Origin of the sequence: Arenibacter palladensis, assembly GCF_900129275.1 — a bacterium.
Lineage (GTDB): Bacteria > Bacteroidota > Bacteroidia > Flavobacteriales > Flavobacteriaceae > Arenibacter > Arenibacter palladensis.
The window spans coordinates 324,605-337,977 of record NZ_FQUX01000006.1 but is presented as its reverse complement, the minus strand read 5'-3'; the positions used below and the strand labels follow the sequence as shown (position 1 = coordinate 337,977).

The following is a 13,373-nucleotide window of genomic DNA, read 5'->3' as shown; positions in this document are numbered from 1 at the left end:
CATCGTATTAAGGATCTTGTTCTTCAACTTCGCGTCAGATAGCTCGCGTTCTAAACGCTTGATCTTCTGGGCAGGGGTTTCTTTGGATTTTGGCATTTGATGTCGAATTGGGTTGCTCCAATCTAAGGTACCATGTTTTCTCAACCAGACCAAAACAGTACTTCTACCTTGAATGCCATAAGCCTTCTGTGCCTGCTTATAGGTCATTTCGCCTTTTTCAACTTGGGAAATAACGGCCAATTTAAAACCTAGATTGTAATCGCGTTGTGTCCGCTTATTACCTGTAATCTTTGAATGTTTCATAAATAAGTCGATTTTGTGTCAACTTATTTTAGGACGGGACATAGTTGTAAAAAAAGCCATTCTACGTAGAATGGCTTTTTTTTTTAAATATCATGGAGGTTTGTTTACTTATCAGAAATAAATAATTATATTATCCTACTTTTATCAAAGTGCTAATAAATAACCAAATTCTAGATTAAATGAATAACTTTCTGTTTGTTGCTGCTGAGAATGACGGTATTCCCAAGTGCAAGGCTGGCGGTATGGGTGATGTGGTTAGGGATGTTCCTCGGCAGATTTCTGAGAGGGGGGACATGGCGCATGTAGTAGTGCCCTCCTATTCAAGATTACATCAAAATGGAACCTTTGTTACCAATCTTAATCTGAACCTACGGGGAATGGTCTATGTTGCAGAATTGTACGAAGTACCTCCTAAAAAGGAGTTTGCAAATTTACATCATTACGTAATACATCACCCTGAAATTACCGCTGGGGAAATAGGACATATCTACCATGACGATCCGGAAGAAGCTTTTTTTACGGACAATATTAAATTCACCATTTTTTGTACTGCTGTGGCCGAGGCCATCAAGGTCGGGGCTTTTGGGGAATTGGATATTGTTCATATGCACGACTGGCATTCCAGCCTGGTGCTATTTTTAAAAACCTATCATCCCGAGTATCAGGCCTTAAAGAAAATGCGTTATGTCTATACCATTCATAATTTAGCCATACAGGGTATACGCCCATTCTATAATAATTATTCTTCATTGGGAAATTGGTTTCCCAATCTGCCTTTGGATGAAAAGAAGTTGATGGACTATAGATACCAGGATTGTATTAACCTCATGGCCGTAGGCATCCGCCTGGCCGATGCCGTACATACCGTATCCCCTTCCTATAAGGAAGATGTGCTAAGGCCTAGCAATCCACCCGAATTTATTGGAGGTGAAGGTTTGGAATTGGATCTACAGGAAGCAAACAATCAAGGAAGGTTGTTCGGGATTCTGAATGGTTCCAATTACAAAAATATTCGCACGGCCGAAAAGGGATTGTTATATAGGAATACTGTTAAGGCGTTATTTAGGTGGCTACAGGAGGAATCCAAGAAATATAAGGCCGATTTTCTGGCACATACCGGTGAAAAAGTAATGGAGTATGTAACGGATAGGCCTAAATTTATAGTTTCAAGTGTGGCCCGTTTAACCGAGCAGAAATTCTATTTTTTTAAACGATCACCCGAAGCCTTTGTAGAAATTTTGAACCGACTGAAAAAGGTAGACGGTATTTTTATGCTCCTGGGTACGGGAGCCCCAGACTATGAGGAGCTATTTCGTCAATTGAGTTATGAACATAAAAATTTTATATTCACCAACGGTCAATCCGAAGATTTAATAGATTCCATATACTTGGAGACCGACCTTTATTTTATGCCCAGTTTATTTGAACCCTGTGGTATTAGCCAAATGTTGGCCATGCGTAACGGCAATCCCTGCTTGGTACATAATACAGGTGGCCTGAGGGATACTGTAGAACACATGAAAACCGGGTTTAGCTTCGATGGCAAGACCTATGATGATAAAATTAAAAATATGATCTTGGCACTTGATCAGGCTTTGGATGTTTTTGTAAATGACAAGCCGAAATGGAAGGAAATTCAGGATAATGCCAAAAAGATGAGGTTCACTTGGGAAAAATCGGTAGATGATTACTACAAATATCTATATTCTATTAATCAATAGAACTATAATCATATCTGGTTTTGTAAATTTTTCATAATTAATCAAGAAATAACAAAATCTTCAATTGTTAACCTTGGGTGTTTTTAGTATTTTTACGGACAATCGAATAAAACAGGAATTTAAGAAATGGCGAATAACGCAACATTAGAATACAACGGAAAGAAATTTGAATTTCCAGTTATAGAAGGTACCGAAAATGAGTTGGCTATAGATATCAAAACTATGAGGGCCGATTCTGGAATGATAACAATAGACCCTGGGTTTAAGAATACGGGCTCCTGCGAGAGTGCCATTACTTTCTTGGATGGTGAAAAAGGAGTTTTAAGGTATCGTGGATATTCAATTGAGGAATTGGCGGAAAAGGCCGATTTCCTGGAAGTAGCTTATTTGTTGATATTTGGAGCTTTGCCAAATAAAGCGCAATTGGATAAATTCCATCAAGATATAAAAGCTGAGTCGCATGTAGATGAGGAGATGAAGAAGATTTTGGATGGTTTTCCAAAATCAGCACATCCAATGGGTGTGCTTTCCAGTTTAACCAGTGCACTTATAGCCTTTAATCCAACGTCAGTAAACGTGTCCTCGGAAAAGGAAATGTATTGGGCCATTGTTAGGATTTTGGCCAAATTCCCGGTTTTGGTAGCATGGACGTTAAGAAAGAAAAAAGGACTGCCTCTAGATTATGGGGATGACTCTTTGGGTTATGTAGAGAACATTCATAAAATGATGTTCAAAAAACCCAACCAGGAATATAAAAAGAATAAGATCGTCATAGATGCCTTGGATAAATTGTTGATCTTGCATGCAGACCATGAACAAAACTGTTCTACTTCTACCGTTCGTATTGTAGGTTCTTCACATGCTGGATTGTTTGCTTCTATCTCTGCTGGTATCTGTGCACTTTGGGGACCTCTTCACGGAGGAGCCAATCAGGCGGTTTTGGAAATGCTTGAGGCTATTGAGGCCGATGGTGGGGATACTAAAAAATATATGGCCAAGGCCAAGGACAAGAACGATCCTTTTCGTTTAATGGGCTTTGGGCATAGGGTATACAAGAATTTTGATCCCAGGGCAAAGATTATCAAGCAGGCTGCAGAGGAAGTTTTGGGAGATTTGGGAATAGATGATCCTATTTTGGATATAGCCAAGGGCTTGGCCAAGGAAGCCTTGGAGGATAAATATTTTGTGGATAGAAAATTATATCCCAACGTAGATTTTTACTCTGGAATAATTTATAGGGCTTTGGGCATACCTACAGAAATGTTTACCGTTATGTTTGCTTTGGGCCGCTTGCCGGGCTGGATTGCCCAATGGAGGGAAATGAGATTGAAAAATGAGCCTATAGGTAGACCAAGACAGGTGTATATAGGTGAAAAGAGCAGATCTTTTATTCCTTTGGACAAGAGATAGTTAGAAAACAGATTATATATGACTGCCCTTTGTATTAAATATACAAAGGGCAGTTTTTATTTATCAAAATAAGTATTTCTATCTTTACCTAAAAAGCATCTATGCTAAAGTTAAATGTACAGGATGAAACTTCACGGTTAAGATCGGTGGTTCTTGGAACCGCCAAAAGCTGTGGACCCATTCCAAAACCTGAAGAGGCCTACGACCCCAAGTCATTGGAGCATATATTGGCCGGTACCTATCCTAAAGAAGAGGATATGGTAAGGGAAATGGATGGTTTTGCCCAGGTATTTGCCAAATATGATGTTCAAGTGTTTAGACCTAGGGTCTTAAAGGATTGTAATCAAATATTTTCAAGGGATATTGCTTTTGTTATAGACAATAAGCTGGTGAAGGCTAATATTCTTCCAGATAGGGAAAAGGAATTTCAAGCTATTAAATATGTACTAAGTAAGATTGACGAGGACCAGATAATCTACCCCCCTAAAGAAGTACATGTGGAAGGAGGCGATGTTATGCCATGGGGAGAGTATATTTTTATGGGCACTTATACGGGGGAGGACTACGCCGATTATATCACGGCCCGTACCAATAAGGAGGCCGTGGATTTTATTGCCCGTCAGTTCCCAAATAAAAAGGTCAAGTCTTTTGAACTTAGAAAGTCGAATACCAATGCCCGGGAAAATGCCCTGCATTTGGATTGTTGTTTTCAACCCGTAGGTACAAATAAAGCCATTTTGCATAAGAACGGATTTTTGAGGGAAGAGGAGTATCAATGGCTGTTGGATTATTTTGGAAGCGAAAATGTGTTCGAGATCAGTAAGGAGGAGATGTACAATATGGTCAGCAATGTTTTTTCCATATCCCCTAGTGTAGTGGTCTCAGAACGTAATTTCACCAGATTGAATAACTGGTTGAGGGAACAAGGTTTTACGGTCGAGGAAATAGCTTACTCCGAGATCGCCAAGCAAGAAGGTCTTTTAAGGTGTAGCACCCTGCCCTTGGTAAGGGATTAAGATATTGCCAAACTTTCCTTAAGGCCCATACAGGTAAATAAATGAACTAATTTTACACAATTTTAAAGCAGTAGGCTTTCTAATACCCAATTTGAAAAGTGACTAATAAAATGCAAATTACAAATACTATTTTGATGGTGCGCCCAGTGAATTTTCGAATGAACGAGCAAACCGCAGTAAATAATTATTTTCAGGAGGACCTTGATTTAAAAAACCAGGAAATAAATTTGAAGGCACAGCAGGAGTTTGATGCTTTTGTATTGGCTTTAAGGGAAAAGGGGGTAAATGTTATAGTTGTAGATGACAAGAAGGATTTGGATACACCAGATTCCATATTTCCCAATAATTGGGTTTCTTTCCATGCCGATGGAACGGTAGGGCTGTATCCTATGTTTGCCGAGAATAGAAGAAATGAACGTAGGGAAGATATACTTGCCCTATTGGAGCAGAGAGGGTTTGTTATAGAAAATTTAATGGATTATACCTCGGCTGAGGAGGAGGGTTATTTTTTGGAAGGCACGGGTAGTGTTGTGTTGGATAGGGTAAATGAGAAGGCTTATTGCGCGCTTTCGGATAGGGCGGATGAGGATTTGTTCATAGAATTTTGTGAAGATTTTGAATTTACTCCGATCGTATTTACGGCCAATCAATCTGTGGCAGGTACCCGAAAGCCTATTTATCATACCAATGTAATGATGTGTTTGGCAGAAACGTTTGCCGTTATCTGTTTGGATTCTATCGACGATAAAAAGGAAAAGAAGAATGTAGTGAACCACCTAAAACAAGATGGTAAGGAGATTATTTCCATTTCTGAACAACAAATGCACCATTTTGCAGGGAATATGCTACAAGTCTTAGGAATGGGTGAAAAACGATATTTGGCAATGAGCACGGCGGCATACAATAGTTTAAAGCCACAACAGATTGAAAAGATAGAGAAGCACTGTGCCATTATCCATAGTCCTTTGGATACGATTGAAACTTGCGGTGGTGGAAGTGCGCGTTGTATGATGGCCGAGGTATTTCTGCCCAAAAAATAATGGTTTTATTTTTTGCTGATCAAAGGGTAACTCTTATGGTGCCTCAGTAGCTCCTTGACAAATACCAAGGCCATAAATACCATGAAAAAGGCAAAGGGAAGTGAAGTTATAATCAGTAGCTTTTGGGCGGCAATCAATATATTTATCTCTGGTTTGGCATTGCCCAATAAAATTAGGGCGATGGTAGCCAAAAAGATAAACAGGGACCAAATTAAACGATGTTTTTTGCTGGGGTCTTTTTTGCCCTTGTCCGAGAACATACTCAATACAAAAACAGCAGAGTCCACGGAGGTTACCAAAAAACCGATCAGCAATACTATGGTGGTGATATTTAGGAATGTGGCGAATGGGTAGTTCCCAAAGAATACAAAAATGGAGGAAAACACTCCGTCAAATTCGTTGTTATAGCTTTCCCATCCCTCAATAAGTTGGAAGGCCGAGGTGCCAAATACTGAAAACCAAAAAAAGGTGCCCAAGCTGGGGATAATCAAAACACCCAATAACAGCTGTCTTAGGCTGCGCCCTTTGGAGATTCGGGCAATAAAAATTCCTGTAAAAGGTGCCCATGCCAACCAAAATGCCCAATAATAGAAAGTCCAGTCGGTAAGAAAGGCTAATCCAGGGTCATAATTGCCATAGGCTAGGCTCATGGGGATAAAATCCATTATATAATGAAAGCTGGCCTCTAAAAAATTGCCAACTACCTTAAGAATATCACTTTGGGAAAAAGTAAAAAATAGTACGGCCAGGGTAATAAGAATATTGATTTTTGAGAGCACCTGAATACCTTTGTTGACTCCTTTCCATGCGGAATAAAATGCCAATGACGAAATTAGGGTGGTGAGCAATAAGGTAGTGACCAAACCAAAATTAGAGGAAGTAAGGTGGTTTAAGCCACCATTAATTTGGGTGGTTCCCAAGCCAATAGCTGCAATCAGGCCAAACACCGTGGTCATAATGGTAAGCACATCAATACCTGTTCTAGCTGCTTTGTTGTGTAAAATGTCCTCAATAGTTGAGCTTATCAACACTTTTTTCTTTCTTACAAAAAGATAATAACCTATGGTCATGGCAAAAAGTCCATAAAACGCCCATGCTGTAAATCCCCATTGATAAAAAGTAAATTCCAAGGCTAGGATATCTGATGGTAAATCTGAAAGGTAGGGAGGGTTCTGTTGCATGAAAATAGGTTCCTGTACTGCCCTGAGCAAAATTCCAGCGCCCATTCCTGCACTATAAAGCATGGCTGTCCATGCCCAAATGGTAAACTCGGGTTTTTCATTTTTCTTGCCCAGTTTTATTTTTCCCAAAGGGGATAGTGCTATGGCCACTAATAGAAGCACACATCCCAATCCAAGATATAAATAGAAGTAGCCAAAATAGTTTCTAACCCAAATGGAGGCCATTTCAATGGCATTATAGGTTTCCCTGGTAGCGATAAAGACAATTATTGTAGATACTAAAAGGATTCCGATGGAAATGGGAAGTAATGGGTTTTTACGATAAGCATTGAATATTTTGATAATACCGGTTTTAACACAAGGTAACAAAAAGCTTCATTGTTTTATAAGGAGCTTTTGGAATTGTATAATAAGTTGTTAAAGGTCCTCTATATTGGTAGGCGCATTGTCCGCCCTATGCCCCAACAATTTTGTAAAAAATTTCTGTATGGCCTTGGTGTCAGATTTTATTTTGATGAAGTACTGGTCCCTATAAATGGTGTATAGGCCAAGATCGGTCTTGTATAGGTTATACTTGTAGTAGGGAATAATAAGCCCAAAGGTTTCCAGTAGGGATCTAAAGCGAATTATGATCCCTTTTGGCCGTAATTCAATATTACAGGTGTTGGTATTGTTGTCCAGGATCAATAGATTTTTAATTTCGATACTACAGTCAACAATAAATAATTTGGGAGAACCAATTCCGTTCAAGGCAAACCGCTCCTTTAAGGTAAAAGGTTTACCCACTTCCTCGTCTATTTTTCTTGTAATTTCTTTATTGTTATAGGAAACGTTCAGTAACATATTCTTTAGTGATATCCAGATTAATACATCATATTAGGGCCGTTGGTACCGTACAGGTTTATAAAGTTAAAAAAATCTTCCTTCTTTGTGGGCTACTTATTCCCAACAATAAGGGGAAAGAATAAAAAATGCTTAATTTTGCAGCCGTAAACGCCGAAATTAATGAACATTCAAGAAGCCCTTGCACAAAAGGTAAAAGAAGCCGTTACCTCTATTTTCAAAGTTGAATTGCCAACGGTAGAATTTCAACCTACTCGAAAAGATTTTGCCGGTGATATTACTGCGGTTATTTTTCCCATGTTGCGATATGTTAAAGGAAATCCGGTGCAAATAGGAGGGCAAATAGGACAGTTCCTAAAAGATGAAGTGGAAGAGGTGACCGATTTCAATGTGGTCAAAGGATTTTTGAATATAACCATTAGCAATGAATATTACCTCGATTTTTTTGAAGGAATAAGGAATCAACAGGATTTTGGTTTTGTTTCCCAAAGTTCGGAGGAGGCCATAATGGTGGAATATTCCTCGCCCAACACCAATAAACCTCTCCATTTGGGTCATGTCCGAAATAATTTATTGGGATATTCCGTGGCAGAAATCCTAAAGGCTTCAGGAAAGAAGGTATATAAAACCCAGATCATTAACGATAGGGGGATACATATTTGTAAAAGTATGCTTGCCTGGCAACGCTTTGGCAATGGGGAAACTCCTGAGAGTACAGGGCTTAAGGGTGATAAATTAGTGGGGAATTATTACGTAGCTTTTGATAAGGCCTATAAAGCCGAAATTGCTGCTATGGTTTCCAATGGGGTAGATGAAAAAGTAGCGGAAAAAGAGGCGCCAATCCTATTGGAGGCTCAGGAAATGCTAAGAAAGTGGGAGGCTGGCGATGAAGAGGTAGTAGGTTTATGGAAGACTATGAACCAATGGGTATATGATGGTTTTGAGATAACCTACAAAAATATGGGGGTTGACTTTGATCAATTGTATTACGAGAGCAACACCTATTTGTTGGGAAAGGATTTTGTAGAGGACGGTTTGCAAAGAGGGGTCTTTTATAAAAAGGAAGATGGTAGTGTGTGGATAGACCTAACGGAAGAGGGTCTGGATGAAAAGATTGTACTACGTTCGGATGGTACGGCAGTGTATATGACCCAGGATATTGGCACGGCCATACAAAGGGTGAAGGATAATCCCGATGTGAAGGGCATGGTGTACACCGTGGGCAATGAGCAGGACTACCACTTTAAGGTATTGTTCCTTATTTTACAGAAGTTGGGCTTTTCGTGGGCAGAAAAACTGTATCACTTAAGTTATGGAATGGTAGACTTGCCTAGTGGTAAAATGAAGAGTAGGGAAGGTACCGTAGTGGATGCCGATGAATTAATGGAGGATATGACCCAAACTGCGGCTGCTATTTCCGAGGAATTGGGTAAGCTGGAAGATTACTCCGAAGAAGAGAAACAAGAGTTATATAAGGTTATAGGTTTAGGGGCCTTAAAGTATTATATCCTTAAGGTGGATCCAAAAAAGAGAATCTTGTTCAATCCGGAGGAGTCCGTGGATTTTCAAGGAAATACCGGGCCTTTTATTCAATATACTTATGCCAGGATCCAATCTATACTAAGAAAGGCGGAGGAATTGGAGCAAGACCTGGACAGTTCCCAGAAGTTGACGGATCTGCACGAAAAAGAGAAAGAGTTGTTAAAACAATTGCAGCTGTTTCCAGAAACTATCCAATTGGCGGCCGATAATTACAGTCCGGCACTTATTGCCAATTATACCTATGATTTGGTGAAGGAGTTTAATTCCTTTTATCAAAATGTTTCCATATTGGGAGAGCAAGATCAGAACAAGAAAATATTCAGGGTTCAATTGGCCAAAAAGGTTAGCGAGGTTATTAAATCGGCCTTTGGACTTTTGGGGATACAGGTGCCAGATAGGATGTAAAGAAGTCTTAGCTGGTAACTGGGGTCATTTGTAGCGTTTAACATTGAATTGTTCGGCACAGATATATTTCGGATAATTTCCGCGGGCTAAATTTTATTTATTCTTAGTAAATTGCGTAGTTGATAGAAATGCCCTGTACGGGATTATTTGGTAGATATTGCTAAGAAGAATTCCATTTTCTAAATTTTGTTTGTTGTTTTTGCTTCTTTTATTGAAAGTAGGAACTGCACAGGAATTTCAACTACTTTCTGAGGAGGAGAAATGGAATATACGTCTACATTCCCATATTTTGATCGATATTGATCAAATTACTAGTGACAATTTGCCGGTTCTTCTCAGCGGCAAAACTTCCATAGCCCTATATATTTCAGACTATCAAGAAAATTATGATACCCTTTTGGAGCAATTATTGGAAAAAAATGATTCGCTCATTCTGGTGACCGATAACATTATTAACAAAGATTTCTTGTCCAAATCCTGGGCTCCGCAGATACCTATGCAAGAGGTGGAAACCATTCCATTGGATAACCCATCGAGGTATGAAGATGCTTTCAAATTCGATACTACTAAGGAACTGGGGTTGGTTAGGGTGTTGGATAGGGAATTTCTAAGGGATACTGTTCTTGAAAATATTTGGAAGCGTTCCGGAAAAATGCCCAATTTCCTTCACATTGATCCCGAGTTCTTCCCTAATGCAGATAGCTTGGTCTTCGACCTAAATAAGAAGAGCAGGGTATTTGGAACGGTAAGGTCCAAATCTGGATTGTTGAATGAGGTTAGCTTTAAAAACCATAGGAACCTTATTGTCAACGGGCATTTTAGTCTTCCAATAGATCTAAATGAAAACTTACCGGTATTTATTCCGCACAAGGCCGGCTATTATTTCTCACCCGATATTATATATACTACCCCGGAAAACAGCGGCAATCTTAAAGAGTTTATTGGTTTTCCCTTGGATTTTGAATACGGTCTAACCGATCATTTCACTTTTAGCCCCACCATTAAAAATGCCACTAGAAAAAACGATAAGGAACTTATCGTAAATAACGTAAAGATTCAAGAGGATAAGGTACATGGAAAGGTGGGTTATTTTGATGAAGGGGCATATGTGGATGCTGGGTTGGATAGCAGAACGGCCTTGGAGGGAAGTTTTACCATCTTGGCATGGGTTAAGCCCACCGTACTTACAAATAACAATAGTATACTGGGGAAAGGGGATAACTTTGTTCTAAAGTTGCATGAGGGTTTATTGACCTTTACCATGGCCGATATTAAGGACTATATTTCCCAAACTTCCCCCGTTCCCTTAAATGAATGGACCCATGTAGGTTTGGTGCATTCCAAGGTTAATAACGAACTGTCGTTTTTTGTGAATGGGAAGCAGACGGATAAGATCAAGCTAATCGAGGACTATGATACTTCCGATTATAATATTGTAATAGGAAGCAATTTGTGGCAGGAATTTTTTATAGGTTACTTAACGAATATTAAAATATGGAAAAGAGAACTTAATGCCCATGAAATTGCCAAGGCTTACCAAAAAATAGAAGTGAATGATACTTCAAAATCCTCCCTTTACGTAAAAATAGTAATAGCCATTACCGCAATTTTACTTTTTTTCCTTGTGCTTAAGTATTGGAAGAAAGGAAAAATCAGGGCTAAGCTTATGCCAGTACCGGAAGTGCCGGTAAAAGCCCTTCCCAACAGGGACCATAAGAGTCTGGTAAATGCAGCGGAAAGAATACTCTGTTTTGGGTCCCTGCGCATTATAAATTCTCAAGGTGTTGATATTGCGAAAAAATTGTCCCCCAAACTAAAACAGTTATTTGTGATTGTCCTGTTGAATAGCATTGGCGATAAGGATGGAATTAACACCAAAAAACTTACTGAGGCACTTTGGCCAGGGATGAGCCCAAAGAGTGCGAAAAATACCAGAGGGACCAATATACAAAACCTTAGGGCCATTTTGTCCGAGGCCAAGGAAATGAATTTGACATTTAGGGACAAAAGTTGGTATCTGGAAATCGGAAAAAATTGTTTTTGTGATTATCAGGAAGTTTTAATTTATTTGAACGACTTGGGTAAAGATGGTGTAACGGTTGCTTACTTGGAAGAACAATTGCCCAAATTGTTTTTTATATTAAAGGCTGATAGATTTTTTGTGAATATGAGCGATTCATGGTTAGATCCCATTGTTGAAAATATGAGCAATAGAATTATAGAATTCTGTTATGATATTTCAAAAATACTGGACCTGGATAAGCATAGCGCTTTAATGTACGACTTGGCCTCCGTGATGTATATCTACGATGATTTAAATGAGCATGCGCTACAGATAAAATTGCAAATTCTTATCAGGCAGGGAAAATTAAGTTTGGCACATACTGCCTATGACAATTTTGCCAAGCTTTATGAAAAAATTTATGGTGAGTTGTATACCGTTAAATTTGAGGATATGGTGGTTAATAACCCCTCATAGTACCCATCGATATTTAAAAATATTTTCATAATTCCTTCTTTTTCAATTTTATTACCCCAAATATTACCCCTTTTTTTACGCATTGTAGTTTTTCTTTGTGGTTTTAAATATGGAAACTTCAATTAATTAATAGAATATATATAGATGGAGAAAAAATCAACGAGCCGTAGGGATTTTGTTAGAAAGTCGCTAGTGGCAGCTGCAGGAATCAGTATAATTCCAAGACATGTCATGGGAGGTACTAATTTTATTCCGCCTAGCGATCAATTGACCAAGGCCGTTATAGGTGTTGGGGGCATGGGCCAAGGGCATTTGGACTATGAAGGAACAAGACTTTTGGCCATTTGTGATGCTGATGCCAATCATCTTTCCAGTACCCTTCAAAAAGTGGGAAGCGGTGTAAAGGGATATCGTGACTTTAGGGAAGTTTTACAGCGCCCGGATGTTGATATTGTGCATATAGCCACTCCTCCCCACTGGCACGGTCTTATGTCTATTATGGCGGCTGAAGCAGGAAAGGATGTTTGGTGTGAAAAACCGATGACAAGGACTATAGGTGAAGGTAAAAAAGTAGTGGAGGCCATGCAACAGCATGGAAAGATGTTCCGCTTAAATACATGGTTCCGTTTTAAGGATAATTTTTACGGAATGGGTACTCCGGTAAAAAAGTTGAAGAAGGTAGTGGATAGTGGTGCCCTGGGGTGGCCGCTAAAAGTGACCATTAGCGGTGTTACTGGATTTAATTGGAAATTCTATTGGGTTGGTAAGGAAAACTTAGCCCCTCAACCTGTGCCAGCGGAGCTGGATTACAATATGTGGCTAGGGCCGGCACCGGAGAAGCCTTATCATCCGCATAGGGTGCACGGTACCTTTAGGGGATATTGGGACTATGATGGTGGTGGATTGGGCGATATGGGCCAGCACTATATTGATCCGGTACAATACTTTTTAGGAAAAGATAACACCAGTCCCGTTAAAGTGGAGGTGGATGCGCCAGAACAACACTATGATGCCATAGGTACTTGGAGAAGAATTACCTATACCTACGCCGATGGTTGTCAAATTATTCTCGATGGAGAAAACAGGGATAAGGATGCGGCTTATATTGAAGGGCCCAATGGGAAAATATATAACGGATTTAAATCTACCATCCCCAATATTGAGGGCTTGATCAATAGCATACCAGATCCAGAGGAGCAGATTACCGTATTCTCGGAATCCGTAAAAACTAGGCAAAAATTTGCCCTAAACGAAGAGAACGGCCACCGTTCCGCCACTGTCGTGAACATGGGTATTATCGCCTTGAGATTGGGGCGTACCTTGGAGTTTGATCCGGTTAAACAAGAGTTTATCAATGATGAGGAAGCCAATAGATTAATAGATCAACCAATGAGGTCCTCTTGGGCTTATTAACTAAATACTAGAGATATAAA

9 protein-coding genes and 1 pseudogene are annotated in these 13,373 nt (G+C 39.5%); 7 read left to right on the top strand and 3 right to left on the bottom strand.

Going from position 1 to position 13,373, the window contains the following annotated elements:
* Nucleotides 1-303 (bottom strand): annotated as a pseudogene (locus BUA60_RS16940) (IS3 family transposase); the annotation flags it as partial.
* Between the two features lie 179 nt (nt 304-482).
* Here BUA60_RS16940 and BUA60_RS16935 point away from each other — a divergent pair.
* The 4 genes from BUA60_RS16935 (at nt 483) to ctlX (ending at nt 5,490) form a co-directional block, all read left to right on the top strand.
* Nucleotides 483-2,024, top strand: coding sequence for a glycogen synthase (locus BUA60_RS16935; RefSeq protein WP_072863728.1), 1,542 nt, complete (start codon nt 483-485; stop codon nt 2,022-2,024).
* A gap of 126 nt (nt 2,025-2,150) precedes the next feature.
* Entirely contained in the window at nt 2,151-3,434 is a 1,284-nt protein-coding gene (locus BUA60_RS16930) for a citrate synthase (protein WP_072863726.1), read from the top strand.
* A gap of 101 nt (nt 3,435-3,535) precedes the next feature.
* Entirely contained in the window at nt 3,536-4,450 is a 915-nt protein-coding gene (locus BUA60_RS16925) for a dimethylarginine dimethylaminohydrolase family protein (RefSeq protein ID WP_072863724.1), read from the top strand.
* A gap of 110 nt (nt 4,451-4,560) precedes the next feature.
* Nucleotides 4,561-5,490 (top strand): citrulline utilization hydrolase CtlX, encoded by a 930-nt coding sequence (ctlX, locus tag BUA60_RS16920; protein WP_072863722.1) that lies wholly within the window; start codon nt 4,561-4,563, stop codon nt 5,488-5,490.
* 5 nt (nt 5,491-5,495) lie between these two features.
* On the opposite strand, the gene BUA60_RS16915 is transcribed toward ctlX, so the two are convergent.
* Nucleotides 5,496-7,040 (bottom strand): BCCT family transporter, encoded by a 1,545-nt coding sequence (locus tag BUA60_RS16915; protein WP_245802570.1) that lies wholly within the window; start codon nt 7,038-7,040, stop codon nt 5,496-5,498.
* A gap of 48 nt (nt 7,041-7,088) precedes the next feature.
* Nucleotides 7,089-7,514 carry a hypothetical protein gene (locus BUA60_RS16910; RefSeq protein ID WP_072863720.1) on the bottom strand — a complete coding sequence of 142 codons (426 nt, stop codon included), beginning with the start codon at nt 7,512-7,514 and terminating at the stop codon, nt 7,089-7,091.
* A 162-nt stretch (nt 7,515-7,676) separates the two neighbouring features.
* Here BUA60_RS16910 and argS point away from each other — a divergent pair, with 162 nt between their 5' ends.
* From argS to BUA60_RS16895, 3 genes are all read left to right on the top strand, one after another.
* Nucleotides 7,677-9,461, top strand: a complete 1,785-nt coding sequence (argS, locus tag BUA60_RS16905; RefSeq protein ID WP_072863719.1) for an arginine--tRNA ligase — start codon at nt 7,677-7,679, stop codon at nt 9,459-9,461.
* A gap of 199 nt (nt 9,462-9,660) precedes the next feature.
* The gene (locus BUA60_RS16900; RefSeq protein ID WP_143153216.1) at nt 9,661-11,940 is read left to right on the top strand and encodes a LamG domain-containing protein; all 2,280 of its coding nucleotides are present in this window, start codon (nt 9,661-9,663) and stop codon (nt 11,938-11,940) included.
* A 144-nt stretch (nt 11,941-12,084) separates the two neighbouring features.
* Nucleotides 12,085-13,353 carry a Gfo/Idh/MocA family oxidoreductase gene (locus tag BUA60_RS16895; RefSeq protein ID WP_072863715.1) on the top strand — a complete coding sequence of 423 codons (1,269 nt, stop codon included), beginning with the start codon at nt 12,085-12,087 and terminating at the stop codon, nt 13,351-13,353.
* The last annotated feature ends 20 nt before the right edge of the window (nt 13,354-13,373 follow it).